The sequence below is a fragment of the Kribbella sp. NBC_00382 genome (assembly GCF_036067295.1).
In the GTDB taxonomy this organism is placed as follows: domain Bacteria; phylum Actinomycetota; class Actinomycetes; order Propionibacteriales; family Kribbellaceae; genus Kribbella.
This window is the reverse complement of the sequence record NZ_CP107954.1, coordinates 5131119-5148856: the sequence shown is the minus strand read 5'-3', so window position 1 is coordinate 5148856 and position 17738 is coordinate 5131119. Positions and strand designations below refer to the sequence as shown.

The 17738-nt window shown below is 67.4% G+C and carries 18 protein-coding genes; 9 read left to right on the top strand and 9 right to left on the bottom strand.

From position 1 onward, the window contains the following. Positions 1-10: 10 nt before the first annotated feature. Positions 11-943 (bottom strand): quinone oxidoreductase family protein, encoded by a 933-nt coding sequence (locus OHA70_RS24765; RefSeq protein ID WP_328321589.1) that lies wholly within the window; start codon positions 941-943, stop codon positions 11-13. 76 nt (positions 944-1019) lie between these two features. Between OHA70_RS24765 and OHA70_RS24760 the strand changes: the two genes are divergently transcribed. Both OHA70_RS24760 and OHA70_RS24755 read left to right on the top strand, forming a co-directional pair. Continuing rightward, the gene (locus tag OHA70_RS24760) at positions 1020-1427 is read left to right on the top strand and encodes a MarR family winged helix-turn-helix transcriptional regulator (protein WP_328321587.1); all 408 of its coding nucleotides are present in this window, start codon (positions 1020-1022) and stop codon (positions 1425-1427) included. A gap of 14 nt (positions 1428-1441) precedes the next feature. Next, positions 1442-2272, top strand: a complete 831-nt coding sequence (locus tag OHA70_RS24755; RefSeq protein WP_328321585.1) for a PHP domain-containing protein — start codon at positions 1442-1444, stop codon at positions 2270-2272. Here OHA70_RS24755 and OHA70_RS24750 read toward each other — a convergent pair. The 3 genes from OHA70_RS24750 to OHA70_RS24740 form a co-directional block, all read right to left on the bottom strand. Further along, positions 2158-3450, bottom strand: coding sequence for an MFS transporter (locus OHA70_RS24750; RefSeq protein ID WP_328321583.1), 1293 nt, complete (start codon positions 3448-3450; stop codon positions 2158-2160). The genes OHA70_RS24755 and OHA70_RS24750 overlap by 115 nt on opposite strands. 9 nt (positions 3451-3459) lie before the next feature. Beyond that, positions 3460-4047 (bottom strand): NAD(P)H-binding protein, encoded by a 588-nt coding sequence (locus tag OHA70_RS24745; RefSeq protein WP_328321581.1) that lies wholly within the window; start codon positions 4045-4047, stop codon positions 3460-3462. A gap of 88 nt (positions 4048-4135) precedes the next feature. Further along, the gene (locus tag OHA70_RS24740) at positions 4136-4624 is read right to left on the bottom strand and encodes a MarR family winged helix-turn-helix transcriptional regulator (RefSeq protein ID WP_328321579.1); all 489 of its coding nucleotides are present in this window, start codon (positions 4622-4624) and stop codon (positions 4136-4138) included. A gap of 56 nt (positions 4625-4680) precedes the next feature. Between OHA70_RS24740 and OHA70_RS24735 the strand changes: the two genes are divergently transcribed. Genes OHA70_RS24735 through OHA70_RS24725 form a run of 3 tightly spaced genes read left to right on the top strand, consistent with a single transcriptional unit; the run spans position 4681 to position 6979 of the window. Beyond that, complete coding sequence (locus tag OHA70_RS24735) at positions 4681-5616, top strand: glutamate-cysteine ligase family protein (protein ID WP_328321577.1); 936 nt, start codon at positions 4681-4683, stop codon at positions 5614-5616. Next, positions 5613-6584, top strand: a complete 972-nt coding sequence (locus OHA70_RS24730) for a hypothetical protein (RefSeq protein ID WP_328321576.1) — start codon at positions 5613-5615, stop codon at positions 6582-6584. Before OHA70_RS24735 ends, OHA70_RS24730 begins: the two co-directional genes overlap by 4 nt. After that, positions 6581-6979, top strand: coding sequence for an MAPEG family protein (locus OHA70_RS24725; protein WP_328321575.1), 399 nt, complete (start codon positions 6581-6583; stop codon positions 6977-6979). Before OHA70_RS24730 ends, OHA70_RS24725 begins: the two co-directional genes overlap by 4 nt. A gap of 21 nt (positions 6980-7000) precedes the next feature. Here the strand turns inward: OHA70_RS24725 and OHA70_RS24720 are convergent, their stop codons facing one another. The 3 genes from OHA70_RS24720 to OHA70_RS24710 all read right to left on the bottom strand — a co-directional run bounded on the left by OHA70_RS24720 (position 7001) and on the right by OHA70_RS24710 (position 9897). After that, on the bottom strand, positions 7001-7993 hold the full coding sequence (locus tag OHA70_RS24720; RefSeq protein ID WP_328321574.1) for a Gfo/Idh/MocA family protein: 993 nt from the start codon (positions 7991-7993) through the stop codon (positions 7001-7003). Beyond that, entirely contained in the window at positions 7990-8988 is a 999-nt protein-coding gene (locus OHA70_RS24715) for a Gfo/Idh/MocA family protein (RefSeq protein ID WP_328321573.1), read from the bottom strand. Before OHA70_RS24715 ends, OHA70_RS24720 begins: the two co-directional genes overlap by 4 nt. A gap of 429 nt (positions 8989-9417) precedes the next feature. Next, positions 9418-9897, bottom strand: a complete 480-nt coding sequence (locus OHA70_RS24710; RefSeq protein WP_328321571.1) for a nuclear transport factor 2 family protein — start codon at positions 9895-9897, stop codon at positions 9418-9420. A gap of 126 nt (positions 9898-10023) precedes the next feature. Between OHA70_RS24710 and sigJ the strand changes: the two genes are divergently transcribed. The 3 genes from sigJ (at position 10024) to OHA70_RS24695 (ending at position 13338) form a co-directional block, all read left to right on the top strand. Further along, positions 10024-10905, top strand: a complete 882-nt coding sequence (gene sigJ / locus OHA70_RS24705; protein ID WP_328321569.1) for an RNA polymerase sigma factor SigJ — start codon at positions 10024-10026, stop codon at positions 10903-10905. A gap of 160 nt (positions 10906-11065) precedes the next feature. Further along, entirely contained in the window at positions 11066-12388 is a 1323-nt protein-coding gene (locus OHA70_RS24700) for a hypothetical protein (RefSeq protein ID WP_328321567.1), read from the top strand. An 86-nt stretch (positions 12389-12474) separates the two neighbouring features. Continuing rightward, complete coding sequence (locus tag OHA70_RS24695; protein ID WP_328321565.1) at positions 12475-13338, top strand: ABC transporter substrate-binding protein; 864 nt, start codon at positions 12475-12477, stop codon at positions 13336-13338. Between the two features lie 30 nt (positions 13339-13368). Here the strand turns inward: OHA70_RS24695 and OHA70_RS24690 are convergent, their stop codons facing one another. Then, positions 13369-15084 carry a cation:proton antiporter gene (locus OHA70_RS24690; RefSeq protein ID WP_328321563.1) on the bottom strand — a complete coding sequence of 572 codons (1716 nt, stop codon included), beginning with the start codon at positions 15082-15084 and terminating at the stop codon, positions 13369-13371. 136 nt (positions 15085-15220) lie between these two features. Here OHA70_RS24690 and OHA70_RS24685 point away from each other — a divergent pair, with 136 nt between their 5' ends. Next, positions 15221-16246 (top strand): hypothetical protein, encoded by a 1026-nt coding sequence (locus tag OHA70_RS24685; RefSeq protein ID WP_328321561.1) that lies wholly within the window; start codon positions 15221-15223, stop codon positions 16244-16246. Here the strand turns inward: OHA70_RS24685 and OHA70_RS24680 are convergent. Continuing rightward, entirely contained in the window at positions 16234-17730 is a 1497-nt protein-coding gene (locus OHA70_RS24680) for a PucR family transcriptional regulator (protein WP_328321559.1), read from the bottom strand. The genes OHA70_RS24685 and OHA70_RS24680 overlap by 13 nt on opposite strands. Between the last annotated feature and the right edge of the window lie 8 nt (positions 17731-17738).

Here is a 17738-nt window from a genome sequence, read left to right as displayed (position 1 = left end):
AACCGAAACGTTAGGGCGTGATGACAAGACGCTGCGAAGCGTCCGTCTCCTTCCACGCCGCCTCGACCTCAGCAAGCGGCACCGCCCGAGCGTCGATCTGCAGACCCCCGGCCGTGATCACCTCAGCGAGCGCAGGCAACTCCGCCAGAATGTCGCGCGTCGGCACAGACCCTTGCCCACTCCCCACGATCTGCAGCCGAGCAGCGCGCAAAGCGGCCGACGGAATAGCCGCAGTCGGCCCCGCGACCGACCCCACCTCGATCCAGCTCAACGGCCGATCGCGATCACTCCGGCCCGTCACGACGGCGCGCATCGCCTCGGCAGTGGGCTCTCCCCACAGGTAGTCGATGACGACATCAACCTCCGCCGCCACCTCACCAAGCCGCTCATCACCCAAAGAAACCGTCACATCAGCACTCGACAACGCAGCAAGCCGATCGGCGCGACGCCCAGCCGCGATCACCCGCCCCGCACCAAGATGCTTGGCGACCTCAACAGCCAGCCGCCCCGCATTGCCCGTCGCACCAAGCACCAGAACACTCTGCCCCGCCTCGAAGCTGATCCGCCGCCGCAACGCCACCCACGAAGACATCGCCGGATTCATCGCCGCCGCGATCACCACCGGATCCGTCCCCTCGGGCAGCACGACACTGCGCCGTACGTCGACCAGCGTCCGCTCGGCCATCGCGCCCATCGTCGTGTCGGGCAGTACGAAGTACCGCAATGTCCCGTCGGCGAAGCGCCCAACCCCATCGATCCCCGGCACCAGCGGCAACTCGTCCGAGCTCGTGTAGTGCGACCCCGCCGCCTGCGACCGCACTCGCGGATGCAGCCCGGCCGCGACCACCTCAACCAGCTCCTGCGACGGCGCCCCAGGCACCGGAACGGGAAAGTCCTGACAGGACGGCGGAGTACCGAACGAAGTAACGACAGCAGCGCGCATGATGCCTCCTGAAGATGAGTGGTATTACCATCTAAATTAGATGGTATTCCAACCTATTGCAAGCTAGGCTGAGTCCATGGACGCAGAAGCCGAAACGCTCGACCGCCTGGTGCAGACGTCGTTCACCGTGATGGCCGTGCTGAGCCAAGCGGCCGCCGCGCACGACCTGTCGCTCACTCAACTGCGGGTCCTCGCGATCCTGCGCGACCATCAGCCCAAGATGGCCGAGCTCGCCGCCCACCTGGGCCTCGACCGGTCCTCGGTGAGCGGCCTGGTCGACCGCTCGGCCAAACGCGGGCTGGTACGCCGTACCGCGAGCAAGGACGACGCCAGAGCCGTCCACGTCAGCCTCACCCCGGCCGGCCACCGCCTCGCCGCGACCCTGACCGTCGAGATCGCCGACGCCCTCGCCCCACTCACCGCCAAGCTGCCCCCCGCCGAGCAGAAGAGGCTCGGCATCCTCCTTGCCAAGCTCCTCGACTGAGGCAGAATGCAGACATGGAGCTGCCAGGCGACGGCCATGTCCACAGCGAATACTCCTGGGATGCCGACCAAGGAGCGATGGACCTGACTTGCGCGCGAGCCGTCGAGCTTGGCCTCCCATCGATCGCCTTCACCGAGCACGTCGACTACACGCCCTTCCGCGCCGGCTTCCTCGATGACAAGTTCCCCGACCTCGTCACCGACGGCATCCTGCACGCCACCGAGCTCGACGCGCAGGGCTATCTGGAGTCGGTCGACAAGTGCCGAGCGAAGTACCCGGACCTGCGGATCCTCACCGGCATGGAGATCGGCCAGCCGCACCTCCACGACGCCGAGCTCAAGAAACTGCTTGCCCAAGGCACCTTCGACCGACTGCTCGGCTCACTGCACTGCCTGCTCGACGGCACCGAGTACGCCGAACCATGGGAGCTCTTCCCCCACCGCCCCGCCGACGAGGTCTTCCGCGAGTACCTCCTCGAGATCCCGCGCATGGTCGCCGGCTCGGACCTGTTCGAGGTGTTCGCCCACATCGACTACCCCATCCGCTCCTGGCCCGACACCGCCACCCCCTTCGCTCCAGAAGACTTCGAAGACGAACTGCGGCACGCCCTCAGAGCACTGGCCGACGGTGATCGCGCCCTGGAGATCAACACCCGCCTCCCGCTCCACCCGACGATTCTCGGGTGGTGGCGGGAGGAGGGCGGCCAGCGCGTCGCCTTCGGCAGCGACGCTCACCTACCGGAAGCGCTCGCCGCGGGACTCGCCTCAGCGGCCACCTTGGCCGGATCCAACGGGTTCCGCCCGGACAAGGTCCCCGGCGATCCCTGGCTCTTGAGCCGCAGCTGAGCGACGAGACTGATCAAGGCCAGCAGAATCGCGAAAACCGTGTACCAGAACACGGCCGGTACCTCGCCAAGCGGACCCACCAACTGCCCCTCGATCACGATCGGCACCCCCAGCGCCAGGTACGACACCAGGTAGATCCCCGCGACAACCCCAGCCCGCTGATTCTCCGCAGCCAACGGAAAAATGAGCCGCAGCGAAGCGGTGAACGAAGCACCAAAGCCCACCCCAGCAATGGCCTGCCCGACGATCATGACCGCCAGACTGCCAACCAGTACGCCGGTGATGATGCCCGCAGCCCCGATGATCGACGCGTAGATCCCGATCGTCATCGCCCGTCGCGGCGCAACCCCAGCAAACGCCAACCCGATCACAGCCGAGACCGCCGGCGCGACGAACCCAGCGAACCCACCCAACAAGCTGCTGTCCGAGTGAAAGACGCTCCGAACCATGCTCGGCGCCAACCCACCCGACAGCCCAGCAAGCATCCAGACCGCAGCAACCACCGGGGCCGCAGCCGCAAACTCCCGCCGAGTCGCGGCAGGGAACGAGATCCGCGGAATCAACGACCGCGCCGCCCCCGACGCACGCAGCACGCTCTCCGGCGAGAACGCGACGACGACGATCCCCAGCACAGTCGCGACCGTCAGTACGACGAAGATGATCGTGTTGGCCGACGACGTGAACTGGATGGCAAACCCCGCAAGCAGCGACCCGCCACCGAGACCGCCGGTCAACCCGACGCTCCCGAGGATCGTGCCGAGCCGCTTGCGATTCGCCGGCGCGACCTCGACGAGCATCGCCGTGAAAGCGCTCGTCGCGGCTCCACTCGCCACCCCCTGCACGATCCGCCCGCCGATCACCCACCCGACGTCGGCGGCGAACAGGAAGAGCAGGTTCGACGCGATCTGGACGACCAGCGCACCGATCAGTACCGGCCGCCGACCGAGATAGTCGGAGAGCGACCCTACGGTCAGTACGGCCGCGAGAAAGCCGATCGCATAGACGGCGAAGGCCAAGGTGAGCATCGAGGGAGCGAAATCGAACCGCTCCTTGTAGACGACGAGCAACGGTGTCAGCGCGCCCGCCGCCAGGTACATGCTGGTGAAGGTGATCGCCGCACCCGCCAGCGCGAGTCCGGCAGGCAGCGTGCGGCGCCGCGATGTCTCTGGTGTTGACACGACAAACTCCTAGTCGGTGATGACGACGACGCCCGACGGCGCGCCCAGCGCGGCGACAGTGAGCGAAGCGGCGCGGTCGATCTGCACCCGCGGATCCGCGGGGATCTGCTGCTCGTTGTAGCTGCCCGGGCCGTAGAACTGCCCGTAGCTCAGGACGACGCCGCCCTCGGCGAGCACCGACTTCTCGAGCGAGGCGACCGCCGTCGCGTCAGGTCCGTCCGGCAGCTGCCACGCGACGCTCTGCACCAGCAGCTTCGGCGAGCCGACCTGCCGTGCCGCGTCGATCAGGTTCTGGTTACCCTCGGTTCGGATCCGGGCGTTCAGTTCGACGTGCTCGCCGATCCGCGCCAGGTCGTCCGGCAGGTCGGTCAGCTCGTTCAGGATCAGGTCGGGCTTGAAGTCCGTCACCGCCTGGATCAGTGCCTCGCGGTCGAAGACGTCACACAGGATCGCCTCGGCCCCGAGCTGTTCGAGCAGTTCCGTCTTGCCCGCCGACCGGGTCATACCGCCGACCACGTGCCCGTCCTCGACCAGCAGCGGGATCAGCCGCTGCCCGATCCGGCCGGATGCGCCCGCCAGGAAGATCCTCATCGCCATCGTCGCCCTCTCCTCAGCTTATTCTGGATATTTGATGTCCAGGTTCTGATCACGACTGTAGGCACTGACTACGAACGAGTCAAGTCAGCTACTCGCCGACGGCTTCCTGCCCGGCCTCCTCGGCGGCCCAGTCGTCCAGCAGGTCCACGATCCGGCTGAGGACATCACGGGCGATCTCGTACTCCGCTTCGCCGAACTCGGCAGTGAATCGCTGCTCGAGTTCGACCAGATGGCCATAGCCGTCGGCCGCGACCTCCAGCCCGTGCTCGGAGTACGTCACCAGCTTGGCCCGCCGATCCTCGGGGTCCGGGCGCATCTCGAGAATGTCCAGGCCGACCATCTCGCGGACCACCTCCCCCATCGATTGCCGGGTGATTCCGACCCGCTCGGCCATGTCGCTGGCCCGAGACCCCTCCCTGGACAGTGTCCCGAAGACGGAGTTGTGGGCCGGCTTGACCTCCGGATGGCCGCGCAGATGAGCGATCCGCACCATGTCGGCCTGCAGGGCCCGATTCGCCCGCTCGACCAGCGCGATCAGCGGCTTGCGATCCGGCCGCGGCAACTCAGCCCTTGACATCCGTAAGGATTCCTTCCAATATTTCGACAGGAATCCTTACAGTATCAGGAGCGACGATGGACACCAAGGAGCTGCGCCCACTCGTGGCGGACCTGTTCGCCCGGGGCCGCCGGCGGACCACGCGCGTCGCTGTCGAACAGGAGTTTCTGGTCGCCGACGCAGTCACCGGCGCCGCCGTACCGATCGACCGAGTACGCAAAGCAGCCGGTACTGCGCACGCCACCCCCTACGTCACCTTCGAACCCGGCGGCCAACTCGAACTGAGCCTGCCCTGCACCCCCGACCCGGCCGCCAACCTCTGCGCCTTCACCGACGACCTCCGGCAACACCTCGGCAAGGCCGGAATCCAACTCGACGCCAGCCCCTGCGACCCACGCCCCGAACACGAGGTCCCGCTGCAACTGACGACCCCTCGGTACGTCGCGATGCATCGCCACTTCGACACGATCGGCCCGGCCGGCCGCCGCATGATGCGCCGAACCGCCTCCACCCAGGTATGCCTGGACTGGTGGCCCGGCGCGGCCGGCATCGAGCAATGGCGAGTCCTCAACCTCGCAGGGCCCTTTCTGGCCGCGAGATTCGCCAGGAGCTCCGGCTTGGACAGCAGGCTCACCACCTGGCTGCGCACCGATCCCGATCGGACCGGCTTCGACGACCGGCTGCTGCGAGGCGATCCAGTGACGGCGTACGCCGAATTCGCAGCAGCAGCCGAGGTCTTCGTCACCGGCGGCCCGGCCGACCACCTCACCACGCTGTTCCCACCAGTCCGCCCGCGCGGGACGTATCTGGAGGTCCGTTTCCTCGACGCCCAGGAACCCGCGACGGTCGGCCCAGTGATCACGGCTCTCGCGAACCTCATGTACGACGACGAGCTCCGCCGCCGAACGTTGCGCCAACTCGAATCCGAGCAACCTCACCTGGCCGACCATTGGCACGCCGCCGCGATGGGCCGAGGCCGCCTGCTACTACCTGAATTGGAGCCGGCCGCATGAACAGCGTCCTCTTCGTCACCGACCCACTCAACGGCCTGCAGGCCGACGTCGACGCCACCATCGGCCTGATGAGCGCGACCCAGGACCTCGGCCTCGACGTCTGGTGCTGCGAGCCCGCCGACCTCATCGTTGCCAACGGCAAGCTTCACGCACGGGCTCAGCGGATCAGGCTCCGGCCGCGACATCCGGCCGGTGGTGATCACCGCTGGATCGTCGATTCCCACTGGTACGACGAGCTCGCCGTCGCTGTCGTCGAGGTCGCCACCTTCGACCTGGTGCAGCTCCGGATCGACCCGCCCGTCGACGAGCGCTACCTCCACACCACCTACCTGCTCGACCTCGCCGGTACGCCGGTGATCAACCGCCCCGACGGGATCCGGGCTGTGCACGAGAAGCTGATCGCTTTGCGCTTCCCCGAGCTCTGCCCACCGACGTACATCAGCGCCGACGTCACCGGCCTGCGGGAGTTCTTGGAGACCGTTGGTACTGCGGTCGTGAAGCCCGTCGACGGTTTTGCCGGCCTCGATGTCTGGCTGGTCGGCAACGACCACGCAGCCACCTCGCTCCTGGAGTCGGCCACGCATGGCGGCCGTCGTCAGGTGATCGCCCAGCAGTACCTCCCAGCCGTTGAGCACGGCAACAAACGGCTGTTCCTGCTCGATGCCGAGATCGTCGGCGCCGTACTCCGCAGGCCGTGCGCCGACGACTTCCGGATCGGCCCGCCCGTCGCGCCTGCCGACATCGACGACGCCGACCGGGCGATCGTCGCGGCACTCCGCCCACACCTGCTCCAGCACGGAATCGCCATCGCCGGCCTGGACGTGATCGGCGGCCGCCTGATCGAGGTCAACGTCACGTGTCCCGGCGGCATGCACAAGACCGACGCCCTGCTCGGCACTCAACTCAGTCACACGATCGTCAACCGGCTCGCCACCTCGAGCCGCCATCTCGAAGGAGTACTCGCATGACCACTACCACGATCGTCTGCATCGCCCTGATGGGTGTACTGCTGTTCCTGCTCGGCGCGAACGTCACCCGGTGGCGGGTGACCCGCGGCAAGAACGGCGGACCCCAGGCCTCGACCGACCCCGCCGACCGGCTGCTCATCGCGGTCCGGGCGCACGGCAACGCCGCGGAGTACATCCCGACGATGATCGTGCTGCTGCTGGTCTGCTCGGCCCTGTCCGACAGCTGGTGGGTCGACGCGTTGTCGATCGCGGCGCTCGTGGTACGGACCGTGCACGCCGTCGGCATGCTGACGGCGAAAACCCTCGCCGCGCACGGTCCGCTCCGCGATATCGGTGCCCTCGGCACCTATCTGGTGGGGATCACCCTCGGGGTGAGCGCCATCGCCTTCATCTGAGTCGACGCCATCGACTCGGTGTCAGCCGATCGGGGCGATGGTCTTCGAGCGGGATCCTTCGTAGGCGGCGAGCAGGATGCCGAGCACGGCGATGCCCTCCTCCTCGGTGTGGATCGGACGGGTCTTTCCGTGCAGCGAGTCGGCGAAGTGCCCGATCTCCGCGACGAAGGTGTCGACCGGCTCCAGCTCGACCGTCTCGGTCTCACCGGACCGGAGTTGGGTGGTGACCGAGTTGCCGTCGCTGCGCAACGACCCCAGCTCGCCGACCACCGAGAACCGCTCGGTGTTCGGCGCCGGCTGGTACGCCCAACTGGTCACCATCTGCCCGACGACGCCGTTGTCGAACCGGATGAGGACCTGCGCCGAATCCTCGCCCTCCATGAACTTCAGCCGGTGCGTCGACAGCATCGCGGTCGCCTCGACCGGGAGGCCGCCGGCCAGGTGCAACATCAGGTACGTCGGGTGGTACCCGGTGTCGATCAGCTCGCCGCCGCCACTCGTCTTCGCGCTCGCCCGCCAGCCCATGTTCGCCGGGTCGAAGTCGTTGTAGAAGCTGTCCGTGGTCCGTACTTCGTAGACCGTGCCGATCGTTCCGGCGTCGAGCAGCTCCTTCGCCTTCGCCACGGCCGGCATGAACAGCTGGTTGTGCGCGCACATCAGCGTGACGTTGTTCTCGGTGACCGCCTTGCGCACGTCGGCGGCTTCCCCCGCTGAGAGGCAGAGCGGCTTCTCGCAGAGGATGTGCTTGCCTGCTTGGGCCGCGGCGACGATCGCGTCCCTGTGCAGATGGTGCGGAAGGCAGATGTCGACGGCGTCGAGTTCTTCTGCTGCGAGCATCTGGGTGTAGTCGGTGTACGGCGTCGCGCCCAGCTCCTCGCCGCGGGCCTTGGCCGTTTCCTCGACTGCGTCGGCGACGGCGGTGATGCCGATCTTGGCGGAGTGCTCGCGATAGCCCTTGATGTGTGCGGAGGCGATCCCGCCACCGCCGATGAGTCCGACCTTGAGCTGCGTCATCGGTTGATCACCTTCCCGTCGTACGCGATAGAAACGCCTTTGGCCGCGGCCTCGTTGGCGGCGACGACCAGCCGGGTCAGCTCGACGGCGCGGGCGAGGTTGTCGTCGGCTCGGGTGCCGGTGGTGATGTGGTCGACCCATTGGGCGAACGGGTCCGGGTTGTGGTCGGGTACGGGCAATTGGTTGCCCGCTACCCGGAGTACGTTGCCTTCGTCGGTGTAGCTGAGGCTGCCGTCGGTACCGAAGACCTCGATCGTGAACGGGTTCGGGCTGGCGAACCCCGCCTCGATCACGCCGACCTTCTGATCGGCATAGCCGACGGTGACGACGGCGTTGTCCTCGAGCCCGCGCCCGGCCACTGACCGGTACGTCGCGCTGACGGTCTCGGGGTCGGCCCCGAGGAACAGCTGCAGCAGGTAGACCGGGTGGCAGCCGAGGTCGGTCAGCGCTCCCCCGATGGCGGCCTTCGGATCGAAGAACCGCTGCGGCAACCAGCCTTCGTTGCCGTCACGCGGGATGGCGCCGTCGTGGGACAGCCGGACGCGGCCGTACGTGAGTCGACCGAGGACGCCGCTGGCGATCACCTCGCTGATCGCCAGCGTGTACCCGTGCGCGAGCCGCGGCAACGAGACGACGAGCTTCACGTTGTTGGCATCGGCCGCCTCGATGATCTCGGTAGCCTCCGCGACGGTCGGCGCGAGCACCTTCTCGGTGAAGATGTGTTTGCTGGCATTGGCCGCCTTGACCATGACGTCGCGATGGACGTCGGTCGAGGTGGTGATGATGACCCCGTCGAGGTCATCGCGGGCCAGCAAGGCATCGAGATCGTCGGTCAACGGCACCCCGAACTGATCCGCACCCGCCTGCCCGAGTTCGAGATCGTCATCCCAGACGGCGACCAGCTCCGTACCAGGATGTTCCTGTGCCTGCCGGGCGTAATCCTTCGCATGAACGTGCCAGAACCCCAGAACAGCAACCTTGAGCGGCGTAGCCACCGGCTCCTCCTAGCGAAATCGATTTCGCGATCCCCGCCACATTACAACGATGAACTAACCCCCGGCAGACCCTGCGAGTCGCCCACCCACCACTCGGCTGCGACCGTCGAACCCCACGCCAGCTCCGCCCGCCCGCTCCTTCGTCGCGTCCGCGTCGCAGGCTCCCCCGGCAAGTGCTGTGGATGACGTTGGCGGCGAGGGGCTCCGCGGCGGGTGCCGTGGATGGCATCGGTGGCCAGGGCTTCGCAGCCGCTCCTGTGGTCGGCGCTGGTGGTGGGCCATCGGTGTGCCGCACGCTCGGCGGGAGTGTTGGAGCCTGGCCGGATTGGGTGCTGCTCGGGTGAGGTCGGCCTAGAGGGGTCGCAGTCGCTGTCGGGTGGGCTCGCCCTGGCGGGGTCGCCGTGGCGAGGTCGGACGGTCGCGGGCGGGTTACTCGTTCCTGGCGCTCTCGGGGAGGTCGAAGAAGGTTGTGGTGTTGGGGACTGTGCCGGTGATCGGGGTGGATTCGTAGTAGAGGATTTCGTAGGTGCGGTCGGTGAATTTCCAGCCGTTGGGGGTGCGGCGGTAGGTGTCGTGGTACCGGGCGTAGTTGCGGTGGGAGGTGCCGTCCTGGAGGCGGCCGAACTCTTCGATGTAGGTGCGGCCGGTGGCGGTGTCGCCGGTGATGGTGAGGGCGCCGGGGTGGATGGTCTGGACGAAGAATTCCCAGTGCTTGCGGAGTTGCTCGACGCCGGCGCGGATGGCGTCCCGGCTGGTGAACTCGATCTTGGCGTGCGGCATCCGCCAGGCGCCGTCCGATGCGAAGACTGCCGCGAAGCCGTCCCAGTCGCGGTTCATCGCGGCGTCGGTGAAGTCGGCCTGCAACGCCTGGAGCTCGAGCCGGTCGGCGATAGCCTGAAGGTCGGTCATGAGTGCTCTCCCTCGGTCTGTTGTCGTCTGCCTCCCGACGAGGCAGCGGGCCGGGGTGTGAGGACCTCACAATCCGGGAGGCTGTTGCGTCGGTACTCCGAGAGATGACGACCCGAGGAGGCGGCAGTGACCGGTGGCGACCCGAAGCTGAGCGTGATCATGAGCGAGCGGCGGCAGCTGATCAACCTCGCGTACCGGCTGCTCGGCTCGCTGGCGGACGCGGAGGACGTAGTACAGGAGACGTACGCGCGCTGGTACGCGATGTCGCGGGAGAAGCAGGACGCGATCGAGACGCCGGCCGCCTGGCTGACGACCGTGGCGAGCCGGATCTGCCTCGACCTGCTCGGCTCAGCGCGGGTACGCCGGGAGAGCTACGTCGGCGAGTGGATCCCCGAGCCGGTACCTGACCAGGCCGAGACCGATCCCGCCGACCGCGTCACCCTCGACGAGTCGGTCAACATGGCCTTCCTGGTCGTCCTCGAATCGATGACCCCGGCCGAACGCGTCGCCTTCATCCTGCACGACGTGTTCCGCTACCCGTTCCCGGAAGTCGCCGAGATCGTCGGCCGTACGCCGGCAGCCTGCCGCCAACTGGCGACGTCCGCCCGCCGTCGCCTCCGCACCTCGCAAACCCCACCACCTCCCGAGGCCGAACGCGCCGCGATCGTCCGAAGCTTCAAGCAGGCCTGGGAAGCGAAGGACATCCAGGCCCTCATCGGCCTGCTCGACCCGGCGGCCGTCTCGATCGGCGACGGCGGCGGCCTGGCCACCGCGGCCCTCTACCCGGTCGAAGGCGGCGAGACCATCGCCCGGTACTTCGTCGACCTCGCCGAACGCCGAGGCAGCCTGACCATCGAGGAACGCACCGTCAACGGCCAGCCCGGCCTGGTCGTCCTCGACGAAGGCGCCGCCGCCGCAGTACTCGCCTTCGACCTGGACGGCGACAAGATCAAACACATCTGGGCAGTCCGCAACCCAGAAAAACTCCGCCCCTGGACCACGAACTGACGCGGCCGGCCGGCCAGCCGTAGCCCGTCTCCTCCGGTGAATGGCTTAACACCTGTGGAGCAGGATCAACCGAATCGGCTGCCGAGGCGTCTCAACCAGTAACCGCCGGGTTGAGACGTTCTCGGCGTTCGGGGTGATTCGGAAATTCTGGGGGAATTTCATGACTGCGGTACTCGAGGCGCTGACGCCTGTCCATTTGCCGGATGTGAAGCTACCGGAGCCGCTTCCGGTGGGGCGGCGGGTGCTGAAGCATCCGCGGATGATGCAGAGCCATCGGCTCACGTTGTTCGTGGTGATGTCGAACGTGCTGGTGTTCGGCTGGGGGCTGAGCGGTGGCTGGTGGCACTCGGTGGTGAACCTGGCGTTGGTGGCGCAGGTGAACTTCGCGCTGGGCATCGTGGTGCGGCAGCAGTTCTTCGTGAATCTGCTGTCCCAGTTGGTGATGAAGGTGCCGAAGTCCTGGCCGCTGCGGGTGCGGTGGGCGTTGGCGAAGGGGTATCACCTGGGCGGGCTGCATGTGGGTGGCGCTGTCTGCGGGACCTTGTGGTTCCTCGCGCTGACCGTCGTTGCGACGGGGCAGGTGGGGTTGGGGTTGCTATGCGTGTACTACATGCAGGCGCTCCTGTTGCTGGCGATCGTGATGACCTCGCCGCCGTCGATGCGGGCCAAGCGGCATGACCTGTTCGAGCGGGTTCACCGTTTTGGCGGGTGGGGGTTGTCGTCGCTGTTCTGGATTGGCGCGGTACTACTCGTGAGTGAGCGGTGCGGCACGTCATCGTTGGTGACAGCGGTTGCCGGTACGCCGACGGTGTGGGTGCTCGCGTTGACGACGGTCAGCTCGTTGGTGCCATGGATGTTGCTGCGCCGGATCCCGATCGACGTCGTCCGGCCGTCGTCGCATGTCGCGCTGGTGAGCAGTGGCCGTAGCCGGCCGATGGCTGGGTCGACGCGATCGATCTCGCGGCATCCGTTGCGTCAGTGGCACAGCTTCGCGGTCATCCCGACGCCCGGTGCCCCAGGCTTCCGGATGGCGGTGTCACGGGCCGGCGACTGGACTGGAGATTTCATCGACAATCCCCCGTCGCATGTCTGGGTCCGCGGCGTCGCCACTGCGGGAATGGCCAACTACGGCACGGTTTTTCGGCGGGTCGTGTATGTCGTGACGGGTAGTGGGATCGGGCCGGTGCTGGCGCATGTTTTGGCGGCTCGGGTCCCCCACAAGTTGGTGTGGGTGACACGCGATCCGGTGAAGACTTACGGGCAGGCGCTGGTTGACGAGATTCTCGCGGCTCAGCCGGACACGCTCATCTGGGACACCGACGCCTACGGGAAGCCGGACATGGTGAGGTTGGCGTATTCGGAGTACCGGTCGTCTGGTGCGGAGGCGGTGATCTGCGTGTCCAACAAGAAGGTCACCTGGTCCGTCGTCCACGGCATGGAGCGGCTCGGGATCCCAGCCCTGGGCCCGATCTGGGACTCCTGAACCATCGGGCGGGCGTCGGCGTGGCACGGCGGGGATGGTGCGCGGCGGGCATGATGGGTGTTCGGCACACCTAGATTGGGGACAGCATGGGGTCCGATGGCTGGTCGTTCGAGGATGATCGTGGAGATCGGGTCGTGGCAGCCGAGCGGCCGACGCGGGTGTTGGCCTATGCGCAGGCGGCCCAGACGCTGGTCGGGCTCGGGGTTTCTGTTGTCGGGTACTTCGGGTCGCAGCATCACGCCGATTCGGGTGCGCAGCCTGCGTTGGCGGGGCTGGATGTGCCTTGCGTCGGGTCTGGCGATGCTGTCGACGACGAGCTGATCGCGACGCTGCAGCCTGATCTGCTGGTCGGGGTGAGTTATGGGGGTGAGGTTTATGGGCTGTCGGAAGGCGTCGCGGCCAAGCTTGGTGAGCTCGCGCCGATTGCGCTGATCCGGATCGCCGGTGAGCCGGGGCTCGGGACGATCATCGGACGGTTTCGTCAGCTGGCGCAGGCGTTGACGGGCTCGGATGTTGCGGACGATGAGGCGGTACTGACCGAGGCGCTTGGTCGGTTGAGCGCTGCCGTTGGCGGGCGGCCCGGCGTACGGGTGACTGCTCTTTCTGGTGGTACTCCGACGGACGCGTACGTGGCCAACCCGGCGTACTGGCCGGCGCTACGGATGTTGGCTGATGCGGGGCTGCCGTTCACGCCGACTCCGGCGAAGGGCGGGTGGGAGGTGGTGAAGTGGACCGAACTTGCCGCTAGTCATCCGGCCGACATCTTGTTGTACGACCAGCGGCCTAACTCGCTCGGCGATGATCAGCTGGCTGACATCCCGGCGTGGGCGGAGGTGCCGGCTGTCCGCGGTGGTCAGGTCTTGCCGTGGAATCCGGAGCCGCCGTTGACCTTCGCTGCGACGGCCGCGTCCGTCGACGCGCTGACCACGGCGATCACCGCCAACAGCTAGCGTTCCGAGGCCGTTGACGGTTCGAGGCGGTTAGCGGGTTCCGAAGCGTTGCTCGATGGCGTCTAGTAGGGACTCGACCTGGCGGTACGTCGCGGAGCTGTAGGCACCGATGCTGCGTTCGGCGCCGAGGGCGTCGCGCATCGCGTCGAGGTAGCGGCGCTGGACGATCATCATCTGCTCGAGGGAGTCGGGTCTGGTAGCCCGCAACTGGCTGCTCCCGGAGACGATGCCGGGCACGATCCGGTCCTTCATCGTGGTGACCAGTTCCGGGTCGAGCGGCTCGCCGCCGATGGTCTGCTCCTCCAGCGGACCGAGCGTGTCGATCGCGTCCTCGCCGACCCGCCGCAGCAGCGACTGGACCGAGTCACGCTTGTCCTCCGCGCTCTCGGCGGCGAAGCTCATCCGCGCGATCACCATCGGCAGCGTCAGGCCGAAGAGCACCAGCGTGATGAGGGCGATCAGGAACGCCGCGAGGACCACGGTGTCGACTTGCGGCGTACCGGCCGGAATCGTCTGGACGGCGGCGACCGTCACAACGCCACGCATGCCCGCCCAGCCCACAACGGCGAAGCCGCGGACGGTGATCGGCTCCCGCTCCTCGAACTCCACATCCGCCCGGCCACGAGCGAGCCGGCGACGCGCCCACGCCAGCCGGTTCTCCTCTCGCTCGCCGGCCGGAGTCATCGAGTCCAGCTTCTCCTCGAACTGGCCGAGCTGGACGCGGGCCTTCTCGTTGCGGTCAGGCCGGCCGAACCGCTCGCGCAATGCCGGCCAGACCAGGCCGACGAACCTGAGGACGATCAACAGCCCGACCACGAGCAGTACGAGGCCGGTGATCTCGCCGGTGGTGGTCTCGGCCCGGGCGGCGTCGACGAGTTCGGGCAATTGGTAGCCCATGGCAAGGAAAACGGCGCTCTCGAGGATGAAGTTGATCGTCGTCCAGGTGGTTGCCTGCGTCTGCCGATCGCGAGCGCTGAACCGCTTGCTGCCCACTGCGCCGGTCACCAGCCCTGCCATCACCACGGCCAGTACGCCGGAAGCGTGGGCCTCCTCAGCTGGGAAGTACGCGAGGAAAGGGACCGCGAAGGAGATCGTTGTGTTGAGCACCGGATCGTCGAGGCGCTGGCGCAGCAACGCAGTCACCCACCCGACCAGGAACCCGATCACGACTGCCCCGACCACCGCCCAGCCGAAGTCGAGCGCCGTATCGCCGAAGCTGAAGCCGGCCGAGGCGCTGAGCGCGGCGATCGCAGTCCTGAGGACGACGAGCGCGGAAGCGTCGTTGACCAGGCTCTCCCCCTCCAGCACCGTCATCAGCCGCGGTGGCAGCCCGATCCGGTGCCCGATCGCCGTCGCCGCGACCGCATCGGTCGGACTCACCACGGCACCGAGCGCCGTCGCCAGCGCGAACGAGATCCCCGGGAATACCGCGTGTACCAAGGCGCCGATGGTCAACGCCGAGACGATCACCATGACGACTGACTGCCAGCTGATCAACGCGAGATTCCGCCGTACGTCGAGTACCGGCAACTGGACGGCCGAGGCGTACAACAGCGGCGGCAGCACGCCCGCCAGGATGAACTCGGGCTCGATGTGGATGGCCGGCGTACCGGGCAGATAGCTCGCCGCGATCCCGAGCCCCACCAGCAACAACGGCGCCGCTACGCCGGTACGCCGCGCGAACACCGACGCCGTGATCATGATCGCCAGCCCGGCACCCGCCACAAGCAGAAACTGATGCTCCACGCAACGGGAGTCTAGGTCCCGGCCTTTGCCAAACCCCGCATTGCAGCAACCTGCAACCTTGGTGAAAGGCCTGGCAGGTCGACCCGGCCGGATGGGAACCTCTGGCGTCGTTCGTCATTTCGTCTGGGGGGCTCACATGATCCGACAGTTGGCCGCGCTCTGCGCCACCACCGCACTTCTCGTCACCGCACTCCCCGCCGCACAGTCCTCTGCCGCCACGGCAGCCGGGCCGAGCGCATGTGTCAAGACCGTTCTCCCGCTGCCCGCCGACACCGAGCCCGGCGTAAGCATCGTCAAGGGCGCCGATCCGTCCGGGCGGTACATCCTCGGGCACGCCCCGCGGCAAGGACGTCAGTCGGCTCAGGCAGTGCTCTGGGTGGACGGCGTACCGCGCTGGCTCGGGACGCAACCCGACAGCGAGTCGTCCGGCTCGGCGATAGCCGGCGGCTTCGTCCTCGGCAGCACCGGCAACCAGGCCGGTACCGACTACTGGATCTACTCGATCAAGACCGACTCGTACCGGATCCTCCAAGTGCCCGAAGGCCTGGACATCTTCGCGCTCACCGGGATGAACGCCCGCCAGGACATCATCGGTATCGCCTGGGCCGATGAGGGCCACTTCGCCACCCGCTCCTTCGTCTGGCCGGCCGGCGGGCAACCGCAACTGCCTCCCGTACCGAAGGGCTTCACGACGGTTTCCGTCGCCGACATCTCCGACGAGGGCCGGATGATCGGGTCAGCGGGCACCCCGGACACGTCGAAGTTCTCGAACTACGTCTGGAACTCCTGGAACAGCCGGCCGATCCGGCTCCGCGGAACCCATCAGGACGGCGTCACCGTCCGGGACATCGAGGGCAGCTGGATCGGCGGTCAGGTGGGCCAAGGGATCTACTCCACCGGGTTCATCTGGAACACTCACGGCACTCTCGTCGCACGGCTCGAGGACGCTGTGGCCGACGTCAACAGCTCCGGCGACGCCGTCACCGCAGGCGACGACTTCATCGACCACTACCCGTCGATCCTGGTCAGAAGCAACGGCACCAAGCTGACCTTTCCCGAAGGCACCATGCTGACCCACATCTTCAACCGCAACGCCCCGTGGACCGCGGGCGGCTACGAAAACCTCGACGGCCGGATGACGGCGGTCGTCTACAAGTGCTGATCACCCACCGCCTGGAGGGCGAACCAGGCGGTCATTCTGACGTCCGGATCGTCCAGGGAGTCGCCTAGCTGGTGCTCGATCTGAGCCAGCCGGTTCCGGACCGTGTTGCGGTGAAGCCCCAAGTCCTCGGCAGTCTTCAGATGGGAGCCGTGGTGGCGTAGGTAGGACCGCAGAGTTTCGAGTTGCTCTGCGGTCAGGATGCCTAGGTACGACGCCGAGAAGGCTGCCGCCGTCGTCTGGTCGACCAAACCGGTGAGGCCTTCGTGAACGATCCGGTTCCACCGAACGACAGGTCTTGCCGCAGACGTCCGAGCAAGAGCCTGTACTGCGGTCGCGCGGCTCCCGGCGAGCTCACCGGGGCCTGCGGAGTCGCCGATGCCGACGGCCAGGCCCAAGTCGGCCAGCGCGGAGGCGATGGAGTTCGCGGCCCTGACCGGGGCGACGACGAAGAGGTCGCCGCCCACTCGAGCGGCCAGAGTCCCGCGAGCGTCGGCGTCGCCGCCGCCGTGGGGTCTCGCGGCAGGAGTTGCCGCCTCCGCCAGGGTGATGGCGTCGTCGACGGCCTCGGGTGAGCCGCTCGCGGCGAGGACCTGGAGCTTGGCCGGGAACTCGTCGCGATCGAGCAGCAATTGCGCGGTGCGGTGGTCGCCGGTCATTAGTAGGTCGAAGGCCCGGGCTGCGATGCGGCGGTGGTCTTCGAGTTGCTGGCGCTGTTGCTCCGAGACGAGGGCGAGCAGAGCGGCGGCGGTACCGACGGCTCGGCGCTGTGGTTCGGTGGGGCGGCTCGTTGTGGCTGTGACCAGATAGCTGTCCGGGCGTTGGTTCAGGCCGATCGGCTGGATGATGATGACCTGTCCGGGTTCGCTCAGGGTCAGGGCGGCGTGCATGCCTTGGGAGCGGATCGCCTTCAGTTGTTCGCGAATCTCCTTCAGATCGAGCTCGGCGGGCACCCCGGTCACCAGCTGACCGGCCGGCGTGAACAAGCAGGCGACGCCACTGGTTGCCTTGGCGAGTTGTTGGAGGATCGCCTCTGAGGGCGAGGGGCCGGCAGCGGCGGCGGTCAGCCGGCGTTGGAGGTCGAGAGCGGTGCGGGCCGCGCGTTCTTCGGCTTGCTCCAGCAGTCCGGCCGTACGCCGGCTGATCGCCACGAACGCCGTCAGCCGGGGCACCTCGATGAGGTTGACGCCCAGTTCCTCGCACGCCCGGATCAGCCCTCGCGGCGGTGTCCGATGGGTCAGCCCGGTCCCGATCCCGAGTCCGGCGATTCCGGCGTCCCGGAGCCTGCCGACGTACGAGCTCCATTGACTCCGCCAGCCCGCCGTCGCCAGCCCTGTGGTCAGCAGCAGCTCCCCGCCCTCTAAGAACGGAGTGGGATCGACTAGCTCACTGGTCGCCACCCACCGCACCGGCGCCTCCGGCCGGGGAACGTGGACCTCCTTCAGGTCCAGGCCTTGCTCGGCTAGTACTGCGGTCAGCGGGATCACACTCGACA

Coding starts and splice junctions, on each gene's coding strand:
- OHA70_RS24765 (WP_328321589.1), bottom strand. CDS start 943: ATGCGCGCTGCTGTCGTTACTTCGTTCGGTACTCCGCCGTCCTGTCAG.
- OHA70_RS24760 (WP_328321587.1), top strand. CDS start 1,020: ATGGACGCAGAAGCCGAAACGCTCGACCGCCTGGTGCAGACGTCGTTC.
- OHA70_RS24755 (WP_328321585.1), top strand. CDS start 1,442: ATGGAGCTGCCAGGCGACGGCCATGTCCACAGCGAATACTCCTGGGAT.
- OHA70_RS24745 (WP_328321581.1), bottom strand. CDS start 4,047: ATGGCGATGAGGATCTTCCTGGCGGGCGCATCCGGCCGGATCGGGCAG.
- OHA70_RS24740 (WP_328321579.1), bottom strand. CDS start 4,624: ATGTCAAGGGCTGAGTTGCCGCGGCCGGATCGCAAGCCGCTGATCGCG.
- OHA70_RS24735 (WP_328321577.1), top strand. CDS start 4,681: ATGGACACCAAGGAGCTGCGCCCACTCGTGGCGGACCTGTTCGCCCGG.
- OHA70_RS24730 (WP_328321576.1), top strand. CDS start 5,613: ATGAACAGCGTCCTCTTCGTCACCGACCCACTCAACGGCCTGCAGGCC.
- OHA70_RS24725 (WP_328321575.1), top strand. CDS start 6,581: ATGACCACTACCACGATCGTCTGCATCGCCCTGATGGGTGTACTGCTG.
- OHA70_RS24720 (WP_328321574.1), bottom strand. CDS start 7,993: ATGACGCAGCTCAAGGTCGGACTCATCGGCGGTGGCGGGATCGCCTCC.
- OHA70_RS24710 (WP_328321571.1), bottom strand. CDS start 9,897: ATGACCGACCTTCAGGCTATCGCCGACCGGCTCGAGCTCCAGGCGTTG.
- OHA70_RS24700 (WP_328321567.1), top strand. CDS start 11,066: ATGACTGCGGTACTCGAGGCGCTGACGCCTGTCCATTTGCCGGATGTG.
- OHA70_RS24695 (WP_328321565.1), top strand. CDS start 12,475: ATGGGGTCCGATGGCTGGTCGTTCGAGGATGATCGTGGAGATCGGGTC.
- OHA70_RS24685 (WP_328321561.1), top strand. CDS start 15,221: ATGATCCGACAGTTGGCCGCGCTCTGCGCCACCACCGCACTTCTCGTC.